The following is a 23,897-nucleotide window of genomic DNA, read 5'->3' as shown; positions in this document are numbered from 1 at the left end:
GACGGTGTCACGCCACCTGCTGCTCTCTTTTTCTTTTGGCCGATGAGGCAATTATGTCTGAAACTTTACTTTTGCGTACGCGGCGATTGCGGGACGCTATTATCTGGTGGGTGGCACTATGCTGGCTGGCTTTTGCCTTGCTACCAAGCTGGAGCCTGGATTACGGCCTGTTCGAATCAACGCGCGACGAACTGCTCGGAGCGTACAGCTGGTCTGGAATCAACATCAGCCTGCTGTGGTACGTTTTACCTTCGTTGTTACTGCTGCGCCCCTTCAACGAACTGGGGCCTGAAAAACGCCAACGCCACTATTTTGATGCCGGTTGGGCATTGTTTTGCATGGCCTTTATTGTTGTCAGCGCCACCGTTACCGAACGAGGCATGGGCTACGCCAGCATTGTGCTGTTTATCGCGCTCGGCATGGTTATCACCCTCGCTCTGACGCGCCTTGAATGGCTCGGTGGCGACAGTTTCGTGATTGGTTCACTGGTCGCCATTGTCGCGTTGGTTGGCGTGTTCATTGTCTGGCCGAGCATCGCGATTTTCATTCCGATGTTCACCACTGATACGGGTGAGTTTGCCCCACTGGCGTTTATGGCGGTTCTGAGCCAGGCGCATATCATCCAGGTGATTATCAACTCCATCGCATTGTCGATTGCCGTGGGCATTGGCTGCACCTTTTTCGGCCTGGTTCTGGCGATTTACACCACCCGCATTGCCAAACGCAGCGCCGTTATTGGCCGTATTTTCTCCATTTTGCCTATCGTAACGCCACCGTTTGTCGTCGGGCTGGGCGTAACGTTGATGATGGGCCGTTCAGGTTATGTCACCGAATTAATGGTGGACTGGTTTGGGTTAACCAACACCAACTGGCTGTACGGTTTTACCGGCATTTGGCTGGCGCAAGTTCTGGCCTTCACGCCAATGGCATTTATGATCCTCGATGGTGCGATTAAAACCATTCACCCTTCCCTTGAAGAAGCGTCGTATACGCTGCGCGCCACGCGCTGGAAAACCTTCAAAGGGGTATTTTTACCACTGTTAAAACCGGCGCTGGCGAACGCATTTTTGATTGTGATTGTGCAATCTCTGGCTGACTTTAGTAACCCGCTGGTGCTGGGCGGCAACTTCGACGTACTCGCCACGCAAATCTATTTCTACATCACCGGCTCGCAGTTGGATTACCAGGCCGCCAGTACGCTCGGCGCATTCTTGCTGCTGTTCTCGCTGATGGTGTTCTGCATTCAGTACATGTGGATTGGGAAACGCTCTTACGTCACAGTTTCCGGTAAATCCAACCGGGGTGATGTGCAGCCTCTGCCGGTTACGCTGGTATGGGCCGTTATCGCCCTGCTGACTATCTGGATTGCGTTTAACGCCCTGCTTTACGGCAGCATTTTCTACGGCAGTTTCACAGTGAATTGGGGCGTTGATTACACACTAACGTTCGATAACTTTATCAAGCTGTTCGGCCAGGGCATGAGCGATGGTGCATGGCCTTCTCTGCTCGACACCTTGCTGTATGCCGGTATTGCCGCGCCGATCACCGCATTCTTCGGGTTGTTAATTGCCTGGATTGTGGTTCGCCAGCAGTTCCGTGGCAAAAAGACCATCGAATTCACTACCATGTTGTGCTTTGCCGTACCAGGTACCGTGGCTGGCGTGTCATACATTCTGGCGTTTAACAGTGCGCCGGTTTACCTGACGGGCACCGCCGCGATTGTGATTATGTCAATGGTGATGCGCAACGTGCCGGTGGGTATCCGCGCCGGTATTGCCGGGCTTGGGCAAATCGACAAATCGCTGGATGAAGCGTCGCTGAGTCTGCGTGCCGGTTCGATGCGCACCATTATTAACATTCTGCTGCCGCTGCTGCGACCGGCGATTTTGTCTGCGCTGATTTACAGCTTTGTGCGAGCGATTACCACGGTCAGTGCCATTGTATTCCTGGTGACGCCGGATACTCGCGTCGCCACCGCCTACATTCTTAACCGCGTGGAAGATGGCGAATACGGCGTGGCGATTGCATACGGCTCGATTCTTATCGTCGTAATGCTAACCATTATTTTCATCTTTGACTGGCTGATTGGTGAAGCGCGAATTTCGCGTTCGAAAGCCAAAACCAACGCGTGATTACGGAGCAAAACATGACACAACCTCATTTTGTAGAACTGCGCAATGTCACGAAACGGTTTGGCAATAACACCGTCATCGAAGGCATTAATCTGGCGATTCCCAAAGGGGAAATGGTGACACTGCTTGGGCCATCGGGCTGCGGGAAAACCACCGTACTGCGTCTGGTCGCCGGGCTTGAAAAACCTTCCGACGGGCAGATTTTTATTGATGGCGAAGATGTGACGCACCGTTCCATTCAACAACGCGACATTTGCATGGTGTTCCAGTCCTACGCCCTGTTCCCGCATATGTCGCTTGGCGACAACGTGGGTTACGGTCTGAAAATGCTCGGCACTCCACGTTCGGAGATTAAAATCCGCGTCAAAGAAGCGCTGGCGATGGTGGATTTGGACGGTTTCGAAGACCGTTTTGTCGACCAAATTTCCGGTGGACAACAGCAGCGTGTGGCTCTGGCGCGTGCGCTGATTCTGAAGCCAAAAGTGCTGCTGTTTGATGAGCCGCTCAGTAACCTTGATGCCAACCTTCGCCGTAGCATGCGTGACAAAATCCGCGAACTGCAAAAGCAATTCAACATCACGTCGCTGTATGTCACTCACGACCAAAGCGAGGCATTTGCGGTATCGGACACCGTGCTGGTCATGAACAAAGGCGAAATCATGCAGATTGGCAGCCCGCAAACGCTGTATCGCCAACCAGCGTCGCGCTTTATGGCGAGTTTTATGGGGGATGCAAACGTGTTCCCGGCACGCTTTGGCAGCGATTTTGTCGAGATTCACGGCTACCGTTTACCACGTCCACCTCAGTTAACGGTGACACAAGCGGCAGGCACCGTGGGTGTACGACCGGAAGCTATTACCTTGAGCGAACACGGTGCAGAAAGCCAACGTTGCGTGGTGCGCCATGTGGCGTATATGGGGCCACAATATGAAGTGACGGTGGAATGGCATGGGCAGGCGTTGTTACTGCAGGTGAACGCCACACGATTGCAACCTGATGTGGGCGATAACTACTATCTGGAGATCCATCCTTACGGAATGTTTATTCTGGCGGATGCCGCGTAATCTTTCTGTAAAACAGAGGCCGCAGTGATGCGGCCTCTTAGTTCATAGCAATCAATCACCGCTATAACAATCCGCAGCGCCGTTTACTGCGATCGGACGCTTGCTGATATAGCTCAAATTCATCCTCCACTGGCGCGCCCAATGCCTCTTCAAATGCCGTACGGCTGGAATGCCCGTGGCTATGTTGCCCGCCTTCGCTTCCCAGATTCGACTGGAAAATCCCCGCTGCACTGACCGGTAGAAAATCTTCATAAATAATCGGCTGCGCCACCAGCCAGCCGCGCTCAATCAGCGGTTGCGGGTCATCACCAGGTTTAATTGCCTGGCGGTGCATTTCACCCACTGGCGTTAAACGGTAGCGAAAATAGGCAAGCTCCTGGCAGCGCATCAGCGTATCGCTGTCCGGCAGGCGGCTGAAAACCTCCTGCAAATGCTGCTGATGGCTGAAGTTGTCTTGCCCGTTACCCGCAAGATTCAACAACTCGTCATATAAGGCACGGCCTTTCGGCGTTAACGCCACGCCACGTTGTTCAATTTCACCAAAGCGTGCGGTGTGCGTCCCCTGATGAACGCCTGCAAAAATTATCGGTTCCTCCAGCGCTTTAAAGCTGGTCTGGCGCAATAAAATAGGGAACGTACGCCGTGGAGGGCCTTCGATAATCGCTTTTGGCACGATTCCATATTCCGGCATCAGCGCCTGAACGCGGTCGATATCCAGCGTGCGCGGCGTCAAGTGGTTAATATGGCAGCCACGGAAGCAGACCACGTCGGCAATCAACCGATGCTGCTGGTGAAACGCCTGATAAGTTTGCGCATCCACCGTGGCATGGCTGTGCCAACGGAAGGTTTCCAGCGCCTGTGCCACAAACTCATCGGCCTGTGCTTCATTAAATGCCCCCTGCGTATCGTAAATATCCAGCAACGCACGACAGCGTGGGGTGAAAATATCGCGTTCGGCCAGAATCGCCGCAGCGGTGTTGCGTAGCTCAGCGTCGTCAATCAATTCAAGTCGCAGTAACGAGGTGAAAATGCGGAACGGGTTACGCGCAAGTGCTGCATCGTCAATCGGACGAAAAGCCGTGGAATGCACCGGAACGCCCGCCTGAGAAAGATCGTAATAGCCGACTGGATACATTCCCATTATCGCAAATACGCGCCGTAACGTTGCCAGTTCTTCCGCTTTACCGACCCGAATGGCACCGTGACGTTCCACATTCAGGCGCGCCAGTTCGTCTGCGTTTTCTAAGCGCTGCTGCAGATCGGGGTTGTTTTCAAGCACCGCCAAATTCACGTCGGCGACTAACTCTAACAAGGTGCCGTACTGAGGCACCTCTTGCTGGTACATCGCCGACATAGCGTGCGAAAATTTTTCCCGAATATCATCAGCCGTGATGTTGTTCGCCATGATGTCGTACTCCTGTGAATATTGCTGAAAGAGTAGGACGTCGTGCGGAGGTTAAGGGCTAAGAATTTTCGTTTTGTGATCGACTATACAGCCATGCACCAGAAGTAATCTTATCCACCATTTTCATAGCTAAAGGTTATGATTGATGGCGCTTAAATTCACTTTAATTTAACAAGCTATTAACTGAGACTGTCAGTGGCGATATTTAAAACTAGAATGCATCGCCCCCTGTATCCCACAACTGGAGCTGGCTATGTCACAGATTTGGCAACCTCGTGAGCTTGTACATCGCGACTATGATTCCCATCCTCCGGCTTTCGCACCGGGGTATAAAACCAGCGTGTTACGCTCGCCGAAAAATGCGCTGATCTCTTTGCAGAACTCACTTTCTGAAATCACAGGCCCAATATTTGGCGCGAAAGATTTAGACCCACTCGATAACGACCTGATCATGAATTACGCCAAAGACGGTTTGCCGATTGGCGAACGTATTATTGTGCATGGTTATGTTCGCGACGGTTTTGGCCGTCCGATGAAAAACACGCTAGTGGAAGTGTGGCAGGCCAATGCTGGCGGGCGCTATCGACATAAAAAAGACAAGTACCTTGCCCCAATTGACCCTAATTTTGGTGGCTGTGGGCGTGTGTTGACCGATGAAAATGGTTATTACTTTTTCCGCACCATCAAGCCCGGTCCGTATCCGTGGCGTAACCAGGCAAGCGACTGGCGCCCTTCCCACATCCACTTTTCGCTTTCCGGTGACTCCTTCGCGCAGCGCTTAATCACGCAGATGTATTTCGAAGGCGATCCGCTTATCAAACAGTGTCCGATTGTGAAAACCATCAACAACGACGACGCCATTCGCACGCTGATTGCCGAACTGGACACTCACGCGGCAGTGCCACTCGACTGCCTGGCCTATCGCTTTGATCTGGTATTACGCGGTCAACGCGCCACGCTGTTTGAAAACCGCACTCAAGGAGCCATGTGATGATGAAAGATTATTTAGCGGAAACCGCATCGCAAACTGCTGGCCCGTATGTACACATTGGCCTGGCCCCACAAGCTGCCGGTTTTAACATTTTCGAGAAGAACTTTAGCCATGTGTTGACCCACTCTCACACCCTGGGCGAGCGAATTATCGTTGAAGGTCGCGTGTTTGACGGTTCCGGCACGCCGGTACGTGATGTGTTGCTGGAAGTCTGGCAAGCCAACGCCGCCGGGCGTTATAACCACCCTGCGGATCAGCAATCAGATAAAAAACTGGATGAGGATTTCCGTGGCTGGGGGCGCACCTGTTCGGATTTTGACACTGGCGTCTGGCGTTTTGACACCATCAAACCAGGTGCCGTCACCGGACGAGATGGACGCTTGATGGCTCCGCACCTGAACCTGTGGATTGTAGCCCGTGGGATTAATATCGGCCTGAACACGCGGATGTATTTTTCCGACGAGCAAGCAGCGAACGAAGCTGACCCGGTGTTGAATCTTATCGAGTGGGAAGTTCGGCGCAATACGTTGATGGGTAAGCGCGAAATACGTGGTGACGAGGTGGTATATACGTTTGATGTCTATCTTCAGGGCGAGAAGGAGACCGTGTTTTTTGATGTGTAGTTAAGTCACTGAAAACGGTGGATGTCGCCTACGCTAATCCACCCTACAAAACATGTATCACCAATGATGAAGTGATGAGTAGGTCGGGTTAGCGCAGCGACACCCGACATAACTGATGTAAACGGAAAAACTGACACCCTCACCATTTGTTATTAAATAAGATTAATTGTTAATGAATTTTTGCTAGCAAGTTATCAAAATCAAACAACTTATCTTGTCAGCGCTACGGGTCTGTTTTTAACATCAGGTTATGGAAAAAAACGGTTTATTCAGTCAGCGCATTCGCTTGCGCCATCTTCATACTTTCGTGGCTGTTGCTCAACAGGGAACACTGGGGCGCGCGGCTGAAACACTTAATCTTAGCCAGCCTGCACTGTCGAAAACACTTAATGAACTTGAGCAATTAACCGGTACGCGGTTGTTTGACCGTGGGCGTCTGGGTGCTCAGATGACATTGATGGGCGAGCAATTCCTGACTCACGCCGTTAAGGTGCTGGATGCGCTTAATCACGCCGGGCAATCGCTCAATCAGAAAGACGGGCAAAACACGACAGTGGTTCGTGTGGGTGCACTACCAACCGCGGCGCTAGGCATATTACCAAAAGTTATCGGCCAGTTTCATAAGCAGCAATGCGACGTCACGCTGCAAGTGGCCACCATGAATAACACGATGCTGCTGTCGGGGTTAAAATCCGGCGAGCTGGATTTGGGTATTGGCCGGATGTCCGATCCTGAGTTAATGACCGGGCTGAATTATGAGCTGCTCTTTCTCGAATCATTAAAGCTGGTCGTTCGCCCAGGGCACCCGCTTCTGCACGAAAATATCACGCTTAGCCGGGTGATGGAGTGGCCGGTTGTCGTATCCCCTAAAGGAACAATTCCACGCCAAAACGCCGAGTCACTGCTTTCCAGCCAGGGCTGTAAAATGCCGGCTAGCTGTGTTGAAACGCTTTCTGCTTCGCTATCTCGCCAACTGACCGTGGATTATAACTACGTGTGGTTTGTGCCATCTGGCGCTGTGAGGGAGGATTTACGTCAGGGAACGTTGACCTCATTGCCAGTGGCAACGCAAGGTGTGGGTGAGCCAATTGGCATTTTAACGCGGGTCGATACCCCACTGTCTGCGGCGGCACAAATTCTGTTGGCGTCTATTCGGAAGTCGATTCCCGGTTGATATATCAAGGTGGATGTCGCTGACGCTAATCCACCCTGCGATACCCATCAATCAGGCTTGTTTCTTTGTAGGTCGGATTAGCGACAGCGACATCCGACATTATTTAATTCTGCGCATCCATCTCATCAAAGACTTGTTGGGCCAGATGCATGGTGGCGTTGGCCGCGGGCAAGCCACAGTACAACGCCGAATGCATGATCAACTCTTTTAATTCATCACGCGTGACGCCGTTATTAAACGCGGCGCGCAGATGCATTTTCAGCTCGGCTTCACGGTTTAGTGCAATCAACATGGCGATGGTTATCATACTGCGGGTATGGCGTTCAAGCCCTGGTCGCGTCCAGATTTCCCCCCAGGCGTAACGTGTAATGAAGTTCTGAAACTCCTCATTGAGCGGCGTGAGTTGCGACAACGTGCGGTCAACATGGCTGTCACCCAGCACCGCACGACGCACGTCCATTCCTTGCTGATAGTGTTCTTCATCCTTCATCTCAGTCATCCCGCTGAATAAAGTTGAGCAGCGCTACGTTAAAACCGTGTGCGTCTTCAATGCTGGAAAGGTGCGAGGCCGCAAGCGTGACCAGATGCGAACCACTGACCTGCTGGTGCATAAACTCGCTGTCAGCAATGGTTGTAACCGGATCGTGCAAACCTGCGATAAACAGTACCGGCACTGAAATCGCGTCTACTTCTGCACGCAGATCGGCTGCGGCTAAAGCTTCACAACAGGATGCATAACCTTCGGCATCACTCTGACCCAGAGTCACACATAAAGCGTCTACTGGTACGTGGTGATGCTTAACAAAATCTTCCGTGAACCAACGCGAAGGTGCGCTTTTCGCAATGGCAGACATCCCTTCGTGGCGCACAGTTCGCGCCCGTTCAAGCCAGCCGGTTTGCTCACCAATTTTTGCCGCACTGTTAGCGACGGTGACCGAAAGAAAGCGTTCCGGCGCAAAACGTGCCAGCCACAGTCCGGTTAAGCCCCCCATAGAAATGCCGCAGAAATGCGCTTGCTGTACACCTGCATCGTCCATCACGCTGATAACGTCCTCCGCTAATTGTGGCAGCGTGGTTTTATCGTGCTTCGTTGTACGCCCATGACCGTGCGTGTCGTAACGCAGCACGCGAAAGTTCTCGAGCAATGCCGCCATTTGCGGTTGCCACATGTCAAACGTGGTACCCAGTGAATTGGATAACACCACCACTGGTGCGCCCACAGGCCCTTCCAGTTGATAATAAAGGCTCATTTTACCCTCCTGGTTTGTTGTGCCGCCCGCGCCAGAACCTGGTTGATAAACTCGTCGTTACTCCCAGTGGCGTGTTGCGGGTCAAGCAAATGTTCAATTTGTGTTGAAGAAAGATGCGGAGTGACTTCTGGATGCTGTGAAAGTAACAGCACAAGCGGCTGATTTTCATCCAGCGCGCGATGGCAAAGCTGTTCGACCAGATGATGCGCCGCCTGTTTACCGATAGCTTTCGCCAGCGCCAGCGTGACCGCTTCCGCCATAATCAAGCCGTGGGTGATATCCAGATTGGCGCGCATTTTTGTGGTGTTTACCTGCATTCCGGCCAGTAATTCTAGCGCGGTTTGCATCACACCACCGGCCAGAGTAACAAGCTGCGGGAGCGTTTCCCACTCTGCCTGCCAGCCGCCAAGTGCACGTTCATGCTGCTGGTTTTGGCTGGCATACATCGTTGCCATTAGCCCTGGGATCCGCGTTGTCGCAGTGAGAATCGCGGCGCAACTCACTGGATTACGTTTGTGCGGCATGGTGGATGAACCGCCACGCCCTTCAGCAACAGGCTCGCTCACCTCACTGACTTCGGTTTGCATCAGCAATGCAAAGTCATTTGCAAATTTGCCCAGAGTGCTGCTAACACCCGCAAACCAGGTGGCAACTTCCAATAATCTGTCGCGTTGGCTATGCCACGGTGTATCGGCCTGATTAAGCGCCAGCGCATTTGCCAGCGCCTGCAAGACCGGGATCCCCTGCTCTTTTAGTGAAACAAGCGTGCCCGCCGCACCACCAAATTGCAGCACCAACACACGGGGTTTTATTTCATGCAGGCGCTGCTGCCAGCGCAATAGTGCATCCAGCGTTCCGGCCAGTTTCAAGCCAAAAGTGATGGGCAACGCGTGTTGCATCCAGGTTCGCCCTGGCATCACGCTGCGTCGGTGGTGTTGAATCTGTTGAGTTAAAGCGGACACCAATTGCTCAAGGAGACTTTCGCTGGCATCTAACGCTTCACGCAGTTGCAGAACAAGACCCGTATCAATGACGTCCTGGCTGGTTGCTCCCCAATGAACGTAACGCGCAGCGTGTTCATCCTGTTGCTTCACATTGGCGGTGAGCTGTTTCACCAGCGGGATCGCCAGGTTTCCGGCCGCTGCTGCCGCTTGCGCCAATGCCTGTACATCGAGTTTGCCAGCCTGACACTGTGCGGAAATAACCTTGATAGCCGACTCAGGGATCGCGCCACATTGAGCACAAGCCCGCGCCAGTGCAGCTTCAAAATCCAGCATCCTTTGTAGCGTGTTTCCATCGCTGAAGATTTCGGTCAACGGCGAGTGACGCAACATCGGGGTAAACAGTGTCATGCCTGCTCCTTAAACACGTTCGATAATCAGTGCAATCCCCTGACCGACACCAATACACATGGTACATAGCGCGTAACGTCCACCGCTACGCTTAAGTTGATACGCAGCCGTCATCGCCAAACGGCCACCTGATGCGCCAAGCGGGTGCCCCAGCGCAATCGCGCCACCGTTAGGATTCACATGCTCTGCGTCATCCGGCAGACCCAGGTCGCGCATCACTGCCAGTGCTTGTGCGGCAAAGGCTTCATTTAATTCAATCACATCCATTTGCGCGAGCGTTAAACCAGTCTGCGCCAGCACTTTACGTACTGCGGGAGCTGGGCCAAATCCCATAATTCGTGGCGCAACGCCTGCGGTTGCCACACCAACAACACGTGCCAGCGGTTGCAAACCGTGTGTGTTGAGCGCCTGTTCGGAGGCCAGCAGCAAAGCACAAGCTCCATCATTAACACCCGATGCATTTCCAGCACTGACAGTGCCGTCCGGGCGAACCACGCCTTTTAGTTTTGCCAGCGACTCAATGGATGTGGATCGTGGATGTTCGTCGCGGGTAAACAGTAGCGCTTCGCCTTTGCGTTGGGCGATGGAAACGGGAATGAGTTCATCATCAAAAATGCCCATTTCCTGAGCACGTGCGGTGCGTAGCTGGCTGCGTAACGCAAAAGCATCCTGATCTTCACGGTTGATGTTGAAGTCCGCCGCCACGTTTTCTGCGGTTTGCGGCATCGCATCCACACCGTATTGTGCTTTCATCAGTGGGTTGATAAACCGCCAGCCAATGGTGGTATCTTCCATTTTCATGCCGCGCTCAAACGCAGTTTCGGCTTTTCCCATCACAAACGGCGCACGCGACATACTTTCCACGCCACCAGCAATCATTAACTGTGTTTCACCGCTTTTAATTGCCCGTGCGGCAACGCCTAACGCATCAAGACTTGAGCCGCATAAACGGTTGATGGTGCTGCCCGGTACTGTTTCCGGCATTCCTGCCAGTAACAATGCCATACGCGCCACGTTGCGGTTATCTTCACCTGCCTGGTTTGCACAGCCATAAATCACGTCATCCACCGCTGACCAGTCCAGATTCGGGTGGCGTGCCATGAGGGCTTTCAGCGGCAGAGCGGCTAAGTCATCGCTACGAACCGTGGAGAGTGTCCCACCAAAACGACCAAACGGAGTACGCACTCCATCACAGATAAATGCTTGATTCATCATAGTTCCTTACGCGCTTTCTGCCAGTTGTTCGAAGCTAAGTGTGACCGGAGTAATACGTTGTAATTCTTCAAATGACAGACCATTGAAGATTTCGCGCACTACGGGGCCTTTTTCAGTGATATCAATCACCGCCAGATCGGTATAGATGCGGCTGACGCAGCCAATCCCCGTTAGCGGATAGGTGCAGGCTGCCACCAGTTTGCATTCACCGTCGCGCGTTAAGTGGTCCATCATCACAAACACCTGGCGTGCGCCGATGGCTAAGTCCATCGCCCCGCCTACCGCTGGAATAGAATCCGGTGCGCCAGTGCTCCAGTTAGCGAGATCGCCCGTGGCGGAAACCTGATAGGCACCCAAAACGCAAATATCGAGATGGCCGCCGCGCATCATGGCAAAAGAGTCGCCATGGTGGAAAAAGCAGCCGCCGGTCAGCAGGGTGACAAACTCTTTCCCGGCGTTAATTAACTCTGGGTCTTCCTCACCCTCTGCTGGTTTTGGCCCCATGCCCAGCAAGCCGTTTTCGCTATGCAGGAAGATTTCTTTATCCGCCGGAAGGTAGTTGGCAATGCGCGTTGGCAAACCAATGCCGAGGTTGACGTAAGCGCCTTCGGGAATATCACGAGCGACACGTTTTGCCATTTCATCACGGGTTAATTTTTTCACTTTGGGCTCCTTATGCGCTTTGTGCCAGTGAGGATTCGACTGCGACCAGACGCTGAACGAATATGCCCGGTGTGATGACATTTTCCGGGTCAAGCTCGCCCAAATGCACCACGCGGCTGACTTCGGCGATGGTCACAGTCGCGGCAGTCGCCATGATTGGCCCAAAGTTGCGTGCAGCTTTGCGGTACACAAGGTTGCCCCAGCGATCCCCTTCCCAGGCTTTGATTAATGCGAAGTCTGCTTTTAGTGGATATTCCAGCACGTACTGACGGCCATCTATTTCGCGCGTTTCTTTGCCTTCAGCCAGTGGCGTGCCGTAACCGGTTGGTGTGAACACCGCCCCTAAACCTGAACCTGCGGCCTGTATGCGTGCTGCGAGATTGCCTTGCGGCACCAGTTCTAGCTCGACTTTGCCACGGCGATACAGGTCATCGAAAATCTGTGAATCCACCTGACGCGGAAAAGAGCAGACCATTTTGCGCACGCGTCCGGCTTTCAAAAGTGCCGCCAGTCCCACTTCGCCGTTACCCGCGTTGTTATTGATAATGGTCAGATCACGGGCTCCCTGAGCAATCAGGGAATCAATAAGGTGCGTGGGTTGTCCTGCGGTTCCGAAACCACCAATCATGATGGTGGCTCCGTCGAATATTCCGGCGACGGCTTCATCAAGCGTGGCCACACTTTTGTTGATCATCACTGAGCTCCTTGGTGTGCGTATATCGCACAAGTTTGCTTTGTTCGAACAAAATGTGACCCCGTTAACGAAGCTGGTCAAGGGCGATAATCGAAATATGGTGCGATTATCGAACATCATGTATCTTTGTTTCGCAAGTGTGATCGACGGCGAAAATTTCAGGAGAACAGAATGGAAATTCAACGTGATGAAGTAACGACGGGAGAAGTCGACCCGTTTAAAGGTGATCCGAATTTTATGGCTTCATTGGCTCGGGGGCTTGAAGTGATTCAGGCTTTTACGCCTCAACGCCGGCAACTGTCGATTTCACAAATCAGCCAGAAAACGGGTATCCCGCGTGCTGCGGTGCGCCGCTGTTTGTATACGCTGGGCAAGCTCGGTTTTGTCTATGCCGAAGACGGCAAATATTACCAACTGCGCCCGCGAATTTTGTCGCTGGGGCATGCATATCTGGCCTCAACGCCGCTGGCGAAATCTACGCAGCCGGTGCTCCGGCATTTGAGCGAAATGCTTAACGAATCCTGCTCGATTGCAACACTCGATGGTGACGATATTTTGTATATCGCCCGCGCTTCCAGCTCACGCATCATGACAATTGATTTAGATATTGGCAGCCGTCTGCCCGCGTGGTCAACGTCGATGGGCCGTGTGTTATTGAGCTATTTACCGGAAGAACAACTCAACGATTTCCTTGGGCGCATCACGATGATTCGCTATACACCACAAACGGTGGATTCGGTGAGTAAACTGCGTGAAGAGTTAAAACGTATACGCCAGCAAGGTTACGCACTTAACGATCAGGAGCTGGAAATGGGGCTGCGTTCAATTGCCGTTCCGTTGGTTAATCCCGACGGTGCGGTGGTTGCCGCGCTCAACGTTGGCGTTCACGCCGGACAAGTTTCCGCGCAAGAGTTGCTCACCCGTGTGCTACCAAAACTTCAGGAAGCGGCTGAAGAATTGTCGTTGTTACTGAAATAACGTTAGCGACTGTGTTTGGCGTGGCGTTCCCAGTTTTCGGCTTTTGCCTGGTCAGATTTTTTGAGCGCCACATAACACGCCCCGCTGCCACCGTGATGTGGCATCGCACCGCAAAACGCCTGCACTTCTTCAAATTCTGCCAGCCAACGGGCAAGATAACTGCGCACGATATTGGCATGGGATTTATCTTTGCGCCCTTTACCATGAACGATCAGCAAATTACGCAGCCCTTCTTTCTTAGCTTGCTGAATATAAGTAAATAACATCTGGCGGCATTTTTCGACGGGCTGATGAATCAAGTTAAGGCTTGCTTCCTGTTTGTATTTCCCCTGCCGAAGTTTATCAAGCACACCAATTTGCAGCCCTTCTCGCTTAAATTCCAGGGCGGTGGTGAGCGGAATAATTTCCAGAAAATCGGTGGTCAGGAAGTTATCAAGCTGCTCGGTATCGGGTTTTTGCACCACCTTATCTTTCGCCGGTTTCAGCCACTGTCTGCTATTACAGTTTTTCAGCGGTTTCACATCCTCCATGGCATCGAGAAACAGCGATTTTTCGTCAAGGTTCATGAGCAATCCTCCAGACTAATTTAAACGTCACTATAGCCACCGTATTGCCATGGCTCAATGGCTGGCGCGGGATTGGGAAAGATTCAACGCCCGACTGGCTCCGCGAATGCTGCCACTTTGCGTAACTGCCACAAACCTTTTTGGGTGTCTGGTTGCTACTACTGGTGGCGTGGTATCTTGTGGGCTTGCCTATTGGGCCGGGAGTTTACCCGCACCTCAATTAACTGGAGCGAACAATGCTGACACTGCTGGAAGACAAAATCGTTACACCGTTAGGGCCGTTATGGATAATTTGCGACGAGCAATACCATTTGCGTGCAGTGGAATGGGAAGAACATAGCGACAGAATGGTGCAATTATTGGGTCTTCATTATGGTGTCAGCGGCTATCAGCGAGTAGCTTGTGCCAATCCTGATGGGCTGAGCAATAAGCTACGCGACTATTTCGATGGCGATTTAGCCGTAATCGAAACACTCCCAACTGCCACGGCGGGAACCGCATTCCAGCGCGAAGTGTGGCAAGCACTGCGTTCAATTGCGTGTGGCCAGATAATGCATTATGGGCAACTCGCAGAACAGCTTGGCAGACCGGGTGCTGCTCGCGCAGTGGGTGCAGCAAACGGTTCAAACCCGGTAAGCGTGGTGGTTCCGTGTCATCGCGTGATTGGTCGCAATGGCACCATGACAGGTTATGCGGGTGGCGTGGGCCGGAAAGAATGGTTACTGCGCCATGAGGGATATTTGCTCTTGTAGCCGATGAGTGCAGAGTTTTGTGCTTTATTCATCCAGGAATAATGGGGTTTAGTATACAGACCCATTATTTTCAATAGGATAGGTCTATAACCCCTATTTTATTGGCTGTTATATTCTGAATGCGCTTCCATCATACTTACGTGCTCAGGAAAAAGATGTTAAAATTGACCAATATCAATAACGGCCCGAGCATATCTATGATCCCTGAAAAGCGAATTATTCGACGCATTCAGTCTGGCGGTTGTGCTATCCATTGCCAGGATTGCAGCATCAGCCAATTATGCATCCCTTTCACGCTCAATGAACATGAGCTTGATCAGCTTGATAATATTATTGAGCGTAAGAAGCCTATACAGAAAGGACAAACCCTGTTTAAGGCTGGTGATGAGCTGAAGTCGCTGTACGCAATTCGTTCAGGGACCATCAAGAGCTACACCATCACTGAACAAGGTGATGAGCAAATTACCGGTTTCCATTTGGCAGGTGATTTAGTGGGCTTTGACGCTATCGGAACGGGTATGCACCCGAGTTTCGCACAAGCGTTGGAAACCTCGATGGTCTGCGAAATCCCATTTGAAACCCTTGACGATTTGTCCGGTAAAATGCCGAATCTGCGCCAGCAGATGATGCGTTTGATGAGCGGCGAAATTAAGGGCGATCAGGATATGATTCTGCTGCTGTCCAAAAAGAATGCAGAAGAGCGTCTGGCCGCATTTATCTATAATCTTTCACGCCGCTTTGCGCAGCGCGGTTTCTCCCCTCGGGAATTCCGTCTGACCATGACTCGTGGGGATATCGGTAACTATCTGGGTTTGACGGTTGAAACTATCAGTCGTCTGCTTGGTCGTTTCCAGAAAAGTGGCATGCTGGCGGTGAAAGGGAAGTACATTACTATCGAAAATATCGATATTCTTTCCCAACTCGCGGGCCAATCGCGTAGCGTTGCCTGATTCCCCTTCCTTCTATACCCGTTAGCATTCGAGTTGCAGCCAACACCCTTGCGACTTGAAAGCTGACAGGTATAGTGCCGGACCGCTAAATTTTCCTGATTTATTGATCCGGCAAAGGCTTATCACCTGTTTCATTCAACACATATGGGTTAATCTTACTTAACAGACTGTGGTTAAGCAGTTTTAAGGAGACCTGTATGGCAAAGTATCAAAACATGCTAGTCGCAATAGATCCCAATCAGGACGATCAACCCGCCCTGCGGCGTGCTGTTTATTTGCATCAACGGATTGGTGGCAGGATCAAAGCGTTTCTGCCTATCTATGATTTTTCCTACGAAATGACCACCCTTCTGTCGCCAGACGAACGCACAGCTATGCGCAAAGGCGTGATTAGCCAACGTGCGGCCTGGATTAAAGAACAAGCCCAGAACTACATCGATTCGGGCATACCGATTGAAATTAAAGTGGTTTGGCATAATCGTCCCTTTGAGGCGATTATCCAGGAAGTTATCAGCGGTGGTCATGACCTGGTGCTCAAAATGACGCACCAGCACGATAAACTGGAAGCGGTCATTTTTACTCCAACCGACTGGCATCTTCTGCGTAAGTGTCCAAGCCCGGTGTGGATGGTCAATGAAAAACAATGGCCTGAAGGGGGCCGAGCGTTAGTGGCGGTAAACCTGGCTAGTGAAGAACAGTACCACAACGCACTAAATGAAAAACTGGTTAAAGAGACGATTCGCCTGGCTGATGATGTCAACCACACCGAAGTCCATCTCGTCGGTGCCTACCCTATTACCCCAATTAATATCGCCATCGAGCTCCCTGATTTTGACCCGAGCGTTTATAACGATGCTATTCGTGGCCAGCATTTAGTTGCGATGAAAGCATTGCGTCAGAAATTTGGTATCGATGAGAAGATGACGCATGTCGAGAAAGGGTTGCCTGAAGAAGTGATCCCCGATTTGGCCGAGCACTTGCAGGCCGGTATCGTGGTGCTAGGTACAGTAGGACGCACGGGTCTATCCGCGGCGTTCCTCGGTAATACGGCTGAACAAGTTATTGACCATTTGCGCTGTGATTTGCTGGTCATCAAACCTGATGATTACCAGACACCGGTCGAGATGGATGACGACGAAGACGATTAGCCGATAGCTGCAGTAAAGTTACATCAAAAGAAAAGCCCGTTCATGGTGTATGAACGGGCTTTTTGTTGGGCGCGCCCTTCCTTTCTTACATTATTATTGAAAGTATTCATATAGTTAAACGTATTTTTGCATTTATAGTCGTGATACTTGGGTATAAAAAAACCGCCCCGAAAGGCGGTTTTGAGAAGCATCTCTTACTCTTTAAAAATTAGAGTGCTTTAAGAATGGCTTCGACGCTGGCTTTGGCATCGCCAAACAGCATGTGTGTATTCTCTTTAAAGAACAGCGGGTTTTGCACCCCAGCATAGCCGGTATTCATAGAACGTTTGAACACGATAACGTTTTGCGCTTTCCATACTTCCAACACTGGCATACCCGCAATCGGGCTGCGCGGATCTTCTAGCGCCGCAGGGTTAACGGTATCGTTCGCGCCGATAACCAGAACGGTATCGGTGTCAGTGAAATCATCATTGATTTCATCCATTTCCAGAACCACGTCGTACGGAACGCGAGCTTCAGCCAGCAATACGTTCATGTGGCCAGGTAAACGCCCAGCAACTGGGTGAATACCAAAGCGAACTTTGATGCCACGCGCACGCAGTTTCTCAGTAATTTCAGCAACGGGATACTGCGCCTGAGCAACTGCCATGCCATACCCTGGAGTGATAATCACTGAGGTAGAGTGTTTCAGCATGTCCGCCGTATCTTCTGCCGTTATTTCACGGTGCTCGCCCACTTCTTCGTCTTCACCGGTAGAAGAACCGTCAGTACCGAAGCCGCCTGCGATAACGCTGATAAAGGAACGGTTCATCGCCTTACACATGATGTAAGACAGAATCGCACCTGAAGAACCGACCAGCGCACCGGTAACAATCAGCAGGTCGTTGCTGAGCATAAAGCCCGCAGCAGCCGCCGCCCAACCGGAGTAGGAGTTCAGCATGGACACAACAACTGGCATATCAGCACCGCCAATCGACGCAACCAAGTGCCAACCGACAACCAGCGCAATAATGGTCATCACCAGCAACGCCAGTACCTGCAAGCCAACGCTTTCAGTACGAACGAAGATGATAAGCATGGCAAATGAAACAACCAATGCGGCCAGGTTCAGCTTATGACGATTAGGGAGCATCAGCGGTTTAGAGGAAATTTTGCCGCGTAATTTGCCAAACGCCACGATAGAACCCGTGAAGGTCACCGCACCAATGAAGATACCGAGGAAAACTTCCGTTAAATGGATATTTTCCATAACCGGCTCAAGACCTGGTGCGTGGTCAAGGTAGCTATTGAAGCCAACCAGTACCGCCGCCAGACCCACGAAGCTGTGCAGAATTGCCACCAACTCCGGCATCTGGGTCATTTCAACTTTCTTCGCAAGGTGCATACCGATGGCACCACCAATAACCATAGCCACGATAATCCACACTACGTTACCGGCTTGTGGCCCGAAGATGGTCGCAACCAGCGCAATGGCCATACCTGCCATACCGAACAAGTTACCTTGCTTGGACGTTTCGTGTTTTGACAGCCCCGCCAGGCTGAAAATAAACAGAATAGCGGCAACAATGTATGCTGCTGTAACTAATCCACCAGACATGTGTTACCCCTTAGTTCTTCCGGAACATTTTCAGCATGCGCTGAGTGACGGTGAAACCACCAAAAATATTGATACTGGCAATCAGGACGGCAATAAAGCTCAGAACGCTAACCCAGCCACCATGACCAATTTGCAACAATGCGCCAACAACGATAATCCCTGAAATGGCGTTAGTCACCGACATCAATGGAGTATGCAATGCATGGGAAACGTTCCATACCACGTAGTAACCCACCACGCACGACAGTGCAAACACGGTGAAGTGGCCGAGGAACTCTGGTGGTGCAACATTAGCAAGCCAACCAAATAGAATGATTGCCAGCGCCATAAACGCATATTTGCGCCATGGTGAAACCGGTTTTTTCTCTTCGATTGGTACAGCTGCTTGTTTAGCGGCAGCTTGAGGTTGTGCTGAAACCTGAATTGGAGGTGCAGGCCAGGTAACTTCGCCATCGCGAATGACCGTAACACCACGAACTACCACATCTTCAAAATCAACCACCGTGTTGCCATCTTTCTCTTTGCAGAGCAGTTTCAACAGGTTAACCAGGTTAGTACCGTAAAGTTGAGAAGATTGTGTTGGCAGACGACTTGGAAGATCAGTGTAACCGATAACCTTCACACCGTTTGGTGTAATGGTGACCTGATCGGCGACGGTGTATTCGCAGTTCCCACCGTTTTGTGCAGCCAAATCAACAATCACACTGCCCGGTTGCATGGAGTCAACCATTTCACGTGTAATGAGTTTTGGTGCAGGTTTACCTGGAATCAGAGCCGTCGTGACAATAATGTCGACTTCTTTGGCTTGCGCGGCAAACAATTCCATTTCGGCTTTAATGAACGCTTCGGACATCACTTTGGCATAGCCATCGCCGCTGCCCGCTTCTTCTTTAAAGTCCAGTTCAAGGAACTCAGCGCCCATACTTTGCACTTGTTCTTTAACTTCAGGACGGGTGTCGAATGCACGAACAATTGCGCCAAGGCTGTTTGCCGCACCAATTGCCGCAAGCCCTGCGACCCCTGCACCGATAACCATTACTTTAGCCGGTGGCACTTTGCCCGCGGCAGTAATTTGCCCGGTAAAGAAACGGCCGAATTCATGAGCAGCTTCAACAATTGCACGATAACCCGCAATGTTTGCCATTGAACTCAGGGCATCCAGCGATTGCGCACGAGAAATACGTGGCACTGAATCCATGGCCATCACAGTGACATTTTTAGCAGCGAGTTTTTCGAGCAGCTCCGGATTCTGCGCAGGCCAGATAAAGCTCACCAGCTGAGAGCCTTCACGCATCAGCTCGATTTCGCTGTCCTGTGGTGCATTCACTTTCAGAACGATGTCAGATTGCCAGACCTCAGCAGTATCTGAAATGGTCGCGCCAGCCTGCACAAATGCCTCGTCATCAAAGCTTGCCCGTTTGCCTGCGCCACTTTCAACAGTAACGGTGAAACCCAGTTTCAGCAATTGCTCCACTGTTTTTGGCGTGGCTGCCACGCGGGATTCACCCGCCCACCGCTCTTTTGGTACCCCAATACGCATAGTATTCCCTTCCATCTGTTTTTTTGTTGATGGTTTGTCAGACATTGCCTTGGCAATCGTCAGTTCCGTCACCGGTTCAATTAAAAATACGTCTGTAACAAACTATTTATAACCTACTGAAAATAACGCCTGTGATCTAGGAAAGGATCTCAGTATTTGTATCATTATCGTAAAAACTTAGCGTTAAGCTCCTAAGACAGCTCTTTTCGACTAATTTTCACCTACGACACCTGATAATACGCTTCATCGGCGCACCAATTCACGATTCTGCGCCACTGCTAAATGCGTATTTAACATTACATTAACTAATTAAGTTGTAAGCTTTATCACTTTTACTGGTCAAAGCACTCTTTTAATAACCTATAAACTTTAGTTATGGAAAGGATCTGCAATCAGAGATTGCAGAATGAAAAATGCCGCAGACAGTAGTAGTGTTTCAATGCAATAATCTGCGGCTAACAGGTAACCCTCAGAGAATGCGGTATTTGTATTCATTTTGCGCAAGGCGAAGGATTATTTTTATGAAGCTCAAGAACACCCTTCTGGCGTCAGCACTGATTTCCCTTACTACGCTGTCCGCTCAGGCAGCAACGGAACTGACTCCAGATCAAGCTGCTGCTCTTAAACCGTTCGAACGCATTACAATCACTGGCCGTTTTAATGCGATTGGTGATGCTGTCGATGCCGTTTCACGTCGTGCGGATAAAATGGGCGCTGCCTCTTTTTACGTTTTGGATACAAACGATGCCAGCGGCAGCGGTAACTGGCGCGTAGTCGCTGATGTTTATCATGCCGATGCACCAAAAGCTGAGAAGACTTCTAATCGCGTGATCAACGGCGTAACTGAGTTACCGAAAGATCAAGCATATGCTCTTGAACCGTTCGATACCGTGACAATCCAGGGCTTTTATCGCAGTCAGCCTGAAGTTAACGATGCAATTACTCGCGCCGCTAAACAAAAAGGTGCCGATTCGTTCTTTATTGTGCGCCAGGTTGACGCAAACTCAGGTGGCAATCAGCGTATTACCGCCTTCGTCTATAAAAAGGATGCCAAGAAGCGCGTTCTGCAAAGCGCAGATGTGATTCCGGCTGACTCCGATGCAGGTAAAGCGGCTCTGGCCGCTGGTGGCGCGGCCGCAGCAGCGGTTGAAATCCCAGGCGTTGCAAGCTCCAGTGCCCCGAGTTCTGATGTGGGCCGTTTCTTTGAAACGCAAACCACTCAAGGTGGCCGTTATACCGTAACGCTTCCGGATGGCACTAAGATTCAGGAAGTGAACAAAGTCACTGCTGCACAAATGGTTCCATTTGACAGCGTGAAGTTCACCGGTCACTACAGCAGCAGCACTGAGGTGTCATACCAGGTTGCTAAACGCGCCGCTAAGAAAGGTGCGAAGTACTACCACATTACCCGTCAATGGGAAGAACGTGGTGGCAACCTGACAGTCAGCGCCGACCTGTATAAATAAGTTCTAGTCCGTCATAGCGCTTAAAAAGGGTAGCTTAGCTACCCTTTTTTTATCACTCCGAGCATTTTATGGCTCATGTCATTGCAAGCAGCTCTAACACTCCGTAAAATTCCGCGCCTTAGTGTTACCCACCATTTTTATGCAGAAAAACATGATAATTATGCTGGGCCTTAATTGAATTTTATGGGACTGCTATGGAAAAGAAGCTTGGCCTCGCCGCATTAACTGCATTGGTTTTGAGCTCTATGCTTGGTGCGGGTGTATTTAGCCTGCCGCAAAACATGGCGAGTGTGGCGAGCCCCGCAGCATTACTGATCGGTTGGGCCATTACAGGGGCGGGTATTTTATTGCTGGCTCTGGCTATGTTGGTGTTGACCCGTTTGCGTCCCGATTTAGATGGCGGAATTTTTACCTATGCACGTGAAGGTTTTGGCGAACTCATCGGCTTCTTTTCGGCCTGGGGTTACTGGCTTTGCGCGGTAATAGCTAACGTCTCGTATCTGGTTATCGTTTTCTCGGCTTTGAGTTTCTTCACCGATACACCAGAACTGCGTCTGTTTGGCGACGGTAATACGTGGCAATCAATCATCGGTGCTTCCGTGCTGCTGTGGATGGTGCACTTCCTTGTGTTACGCGGTGTGCAGACCGCAGCCAGTATCAATTTGGTTGCCACCTTAGCTAAGCTGCTACCTTTGGGTCTGTTTGTGGTGCTGGCGGCGATAGCCTTCAAACTTTCCACTTTTACTCTCGATTTCAGCGGGATTGCACTTGGTGTTCCGGTTTGGGAACAGGTAAAAAACACCATGCTGATTACCCTGTGGGTATTTATTGGTGTTGAAGGTGCGGTTGTGGTGTCTGCCCGTGCGCGCAATAAAAATGATGTCGGGCGCGCCACGCTGCTTGCCGTTATTGCAGCCCTTGGCGTTTATCTGCTGGTTACATTGCTGTCTCTTGGTGTTCTTGCTCGTCCGGAATTGGCTGAAATGCGTAACCCGTCGATGGCAGGTTTGATGGTAGAAATGATGGGGCCATGGGGTGAAGTGATTATCGCAGCCGGCCTGATTGTTTCAGTAAGTGGCGCGTATTTGAGCTGGACGATTATGGCTGCCGAAGTGCCATTCCTTGCGGCCACACATAAAGCATTTCCGAAAGTTTTTGCCCGCCAAAACAAAAATAATGCACCGTCGGCTTCGCTGTGGCTCACCAATATCAGCGTACAAATTTGCCTGGTGCTCATTTGGTTAACCGGTTCGGACTACAACACGTTGCTGACGATTGCATCAGAAATGATTCTGGTTCCCTACTTCCTCGTCGGTGCCTTTTTGCTGAAGGTCTCCACACGTCCGCTCCACAAGGCGATTGGTCTTGGCGCATGCATTTATGGCCTATGGTTGCTTTATGCGTCAGGTCCCATGCATTTACTGCTTTCAGTGGTACTGTATGCGCCGGGTTTATTAGTCTTTATGTATACACGCAGTACTCATACGCATGACATCAGCCTGAACCTTAAGGAAAAGACGGTGATTTTACTGGTGCTGGCGGCCGCATTTCCTGCAACATGGGTATTGGTGAAATAAATCACAAGGAGCCATTGATGGGGAAAGTTTCAACTTCACGTCCCATTTTGATTACCGGTGCCGGTAAACGAATTGGCCTGGCGTTAGCTCGACATTTTCTGGCTCAACAGCATCCGGTCATTATTAGTTACCGTACGCGTTATCCGGTGGTAGATGAGCTGGAGCAGGCGGGTGCCGTTTGCCTGTTAGGGGACTTTTCAACCAATCAGGGCATTGAGCAATTCGCCGATGCTGTGAAGCAGCATTGCGACGGCCTGCGCGCCATTTTGCATAATGCCAGCGCCTGGCTTGCTGAGTCCCCTCACTCGTCTCCGGCTGATATCCTGGCGGCAATGCTTCAAATTCACGTCAATACTCCTTACCTGCTCAATCATTATCTGGAGCCTCTGCTGCGTGGCCATGGACATGCCAGTGCCGATATTATTCATTTCACGGATTATGTCGTTGAGCGCGGAAGCGATAAGCATGTCGCCTATGCTGCCAGTAAAGCCGCGCTGGATAATTTGACCCGTTCGTTTGCCCGCAAACTGGCACCCGAAGTCAAAGTAAATTCTATTGCGCCGGCCATGATTATGTTCAATGAGAATGACGATGCGGAATACCGTAAGCAGGCGTTAAACAAATCTTTGATGAAAATAGTGCCAGGCGAACAAGAGATTATTGCGCTGGTCGAGTATCTGCTAAGTAGCCAATATGTCACTGGCCGAACGCATTCTGTCGATGGTGGTCGCCCGCTTCGATAGTTCTGTTTACCCGTGAT

The 23,897-nt window shown here is 51.1% G+C and carries 22 protein-coding genes; 12 read left to right on the top strand and 10 right to left on the bottom strand.

Annotation, left to right across the window (positions count from 1 at the left end; genetic code table 11):
* The first annotated feature begins 53 nt into the window (after positions 1-53).
* Together FH968_RS14465 and fbpC are read left to right on the top strand one after the other, a co-directional pair.
* A complete protein-coding gene (locus FH968_RS14465) occupies positions 54-2,132 on the top strand; it encodes an iron ABC transporter permease (protein ID WP_139880607.1) in 2,079 nt (692 codons plus the stop codon).
* Between the two features lie 14 nt (positions 2,133-2,146).
* Positions 2,147-3,196, top strand: a complete 1,050-nt coding sequence (gene fbpC / locus FH968_RS14460) for a ferric ABC transporter ATP-binding protein (RefSeq protein WP_139880605.1) — start codon at positions 2,147-2,149, stop codon at positions 3,194-3,196.
* 61 nt (positions 3,197-3,257) lie between these two features.
* Here the strand turns inward: fbpC and FH968_RS14455 are convergent, their stop codons facing one another.
* On the bottom strand, positions 3,258-4,601 hold the full coding sequence (locus FH968_RS14455; RefSeq protein WP_139880602.1) for a VOC family protein: 1,344 nt from the start codon (positions 4,599-4,601) through the stop codon (positions 3,258-3,260).
* Between the two features lie 253 nt (positions 4,602-4,854).
* Between FH968_RS14455 and pcaH the strand changes: the two genes are divergently transcribed.
* The 3 genes from pcaH (at position 4,855) to pcaQ (ending at position 7,389) form a co-directional block, all read left to right on the top strand.
* On the top strand, positions 4,855-5,592 hold the full coding sequence (pcaH, locus tag FH968_RS14450; protein WP_139880600.1) for a protocatechuate 3,4-dioxygenase subunit beta: 738 nt from the start codon (positions 4,855-4,857) through the stop codon (positions 5,590-5,592).
* Positions 5,593-5,594: 2 nt separating this feature from the next.
* On the top strand, positions 5,595-6,215 hold the full coding sequence (gene pcaG / locus FH968_RS14445) for a protocatechuate 3,4-dioxygenase subunit alpha (RefSeq protein WP_139880750.1): 621 nt from the start codon (positions 5,595-5,597) through the stop codon (positions 6,213-6,215).
* A 250-nt stretch (positions 6,216-6,465) separates the two neighbouring features.
* A complete protein-coding gene (gene pcaQ, locus FH968_RS14440; protein WP_139880598.1) occupies positions 6,466-7,389 on the top strand; it encodes a pca operon transcription factor PcaQ in 924 nt (307 codons plus the stop codon).
* Positions 7,390-7,492: 103 nt separating this feature from the next.
* Here the strand turns inward: pcaQ and pcaC are convergent, their stop codons facing one another.
* The 6 genes from pcaC to FH968_RS14410 are packed head-to-tail and all read right to left on the bottom strand — an operon-like array spanning position 7,493 to position 12,563.
* Positions 7,493-7,879 (bottom strand): 4-carboxymuconolactone decarboxylase, encoded by a 387-nt coding sequence (gene pcaC, locus FH968_RS14435; RefSeq protein WP_139880596.1) that lies wholly within the window; start codon positions 7,877-7,879, stop codon positions 7,493-7,495.
* 1 nt (position 7,880) lies between these two features.
* A complete protein-coding gene (gene pcaD, locus FH968_RS14430) occupies positions 7,881-8,639 on the bottom strand; it encodes a 3-oxoadipate enol-lactonase (RefSeq protein ID WP_139880594.1) in 759 nt (252 codons plus the stop codon).
* Positions 8,636-9,991 (bottom strand): 3-carboxy-cis,cis-muconate cycloisomerase, encoded by a 1,356-nt coding sequence (locus FH968_RS14425; RefSeq protein ID WP_139880591.1) that lies wholly within the window; start codon positions 9,989-9,991, stop codon positions 8,636-8,638. Before FH968_RS14425 ends, pcaD begins: the two co-directional genes overlap by 4 nt.
* 9 nt (positions 9,992-10,000) lie before the next feature.
* Positions 10,001-11,203 carry a 3-oxoadipyl-CoA thiolase gene (gene pcaF / locus FH968_RS14420; RefSeq protein ID WP_139880748.1) on the bottom strand — a complete coding sequence of 401 codons (1,203 nt, stop codon included), beginning with the start codon at positions 11,201-11,203 and terminating at the stop codon, positions 10,001-10,003.
* A 9-nt stretch (positions 11,204-11,212) separates the two neighbouring features.
* Entirely contained in the window at positions 11,213-11,869 is a 657-nt protein-coding gene (locus FH968_RS14415) for a 3-oxoacid CoA-transferase subunit B (RefSeq protein ID WP_139880589.1), read from the bottom strand.
* A 10-nt stretch (positions 11,870-11,879) separates the two neighbouring features.
* Complete coding sequence (locus FH968_RS14410) at positions 11,880-12,563, bottom strand: 3-oxoacid CoA-transferase subunit A (RefSeq protein WP_139880585.1); 684 nt, start codon at positions 12,561-12,563, stop codon at positions 11,880-11,882.
* A gap of 171 nt (positions 12,564-12,734) precedes the next feature.
* Here FH968_RS14410 and FH968_RS14405 point away from each other — a divergent pair, with 171 nt between their 5' ends.
* A complete protein-coding gene (locus FH968_RS14405) occupies positions 12,735-13,541 on the top strand; it encodes an IclR family transcriptional regulator C-terminal domain-containing protein (protein ID WP_139880582.1) in 807 nt (268 codons plus the stop codon).
* Positions 13,542-13,543: 2 nt separating this feature from the next.
* Here FH968_RS14405 and smrA read toward each other — a convergent pair whose 3' ends face one another.
* Positions 13,544-14,107, bottom strand: coding sequence for a DNA endonuclease SmrA (gene smrA, locus FH968_RS14400; protein WP_139880579.1), 564 nt, complete (start codon positions 14,105-14,107; stop codon positions 13,544-13,546).
* 236 nt (positions 14,108-14,343) lie between these two features.
* On the opposite strand from smrA, the gene ogt reads away from it, so the two are divergent.
* The 3 genes from ogt to uspE all read left to right on the top strand — a co-directional run bounded on the left by ogt (position 14,344) and on the right by uspE (position 16,957).
* Positions 14,344-14,859, top strand: coding sequence for a methylated-DNA--[protein]-cysteine S-methyltransferase (gene ogt, locus FH968_RS14395; protein ID WP_139880576.1), 516 nt, complete (start codon positions 14,344-14,346; stop codon positions 14,857-14,859).
* A 197-nt stretch (positions 14,860-15,056) separates the two neighbouring features.
* The gene (gene fnr, locus FH968_RS14390) at positions 15,057-15,809 is read left to right on the top strand and encodes a fumarate/nitrate reduction transcriptional regulator Fnr (protein ID WP_139880746.1); all 753 of its coding nucleotides are present in this window, start codon (positions 15,057-15,059) and stop codon (positions 15,807-15,809) included.
* A 197-nt stretch (positions 15,810-16,006) separates the two neighbouring features.
* On the top strand, positions 16,007-16,957 hold the full coding sequence (gene uspE / locus FH968_RS14385) for a universal stress protein UspE (protein WP_139880572.1): 951 nt from the start codon (positions 16,007-16,009) through the stop codon (positions 16,955-16,957).
* Between the two features lie 208 nt (positions 16,958-17,165).
* On the opposite strand, the gene pntB is transcribed toward uspE, so the two are convergent.
* Both pntB and pntA read right to left on the bottom strand, forming a co-directional pair.
* Positions 17,166-18,554 (bottom strand): Re/Si-specific NAD(P)(+) transhydrogenase subunit beta, encoded by a 1,389-nt coding sequence (gene pntB, locus FH968_RS14380; protein WP_139880569.1) that lies wholly within the window; start codon positions 18,552-18,554, stop codon positions 17,166-17,168.
* A 10-nt stretch (positions 18,555-18,564) separates the two neighbouring features.
* Complete coding sequence (gene pntA / locus FH968_RS14375; protein WP_139880567.1) at positions 18,565-20,094, bottom strand: Re/Si-specific NAD(P)(+) transhydrogenase subunit alpha; 1,530 nt, start codon at positions 20,092-20,094, stop codon at positions 18,565-18,567.
* Positions 20,095-20,615: 521 nt separating this feature from the next.
* Between pntA and ydgH the strand changes: the two genes are divergently transcribed.
* The 3 genes from ydgH (at position 20,616) to folM (ending at position 23,880) form a co-directional block, all read left to right on the top strand.
* A complete protein-coding gene (gene ydgH, locus FH968_RS14370) occupies positions 20,616-21,560 on the top strand; it encodes a DUF1471 family protein YdgH (RefSeq protein ID WP_139880565.1) in 945 nt (314 codons plus the stop codon).
* Positions 21,561-21,754: 194 nt separating this feature from the next.
* Positions 21,755-23,137 (top strand): amino acid permease, encoded by a 1,383-nt coding sequence (locus FH968_RS14365; RefSeq protein ID WP_139880561.1) that lies wholly within the window; start codon positions 21,755-21,757, stop codon positions 23,135-23,137.
* A 17-nt stretch (positions 23,138-23,154) separates the two neighbouring features.
* Positions 23,155-23,880, top strand: coding sequence for a dihydromonapterin reductase (gene folM / locus FH968_RS14360; RefSeq protein WP_139880558.1), 726 nt, complete (start codon positions 23,155-23,157; stop codon positions 23,878-23,880).
* The last annotated feature ends 17 nt before the right edge of the window (positions 23,881-23,897 follow it).

Origin of the sequence: Buttiauxella sp. B2, assembly GCF_006376615.1 — a bacterium.
Classification (GTDB): domain Bacteria; phylum Pseudomonadota; class Gammaproteobacteria; order Enterobacterales; family Enterobacteriaceae; genus Buttiauxella.
The sequence above is the reverse complement of the archived record's forward strand: the minus strand, read 5'-3'. Positions and strand labels throughout refer to the sequence as shown.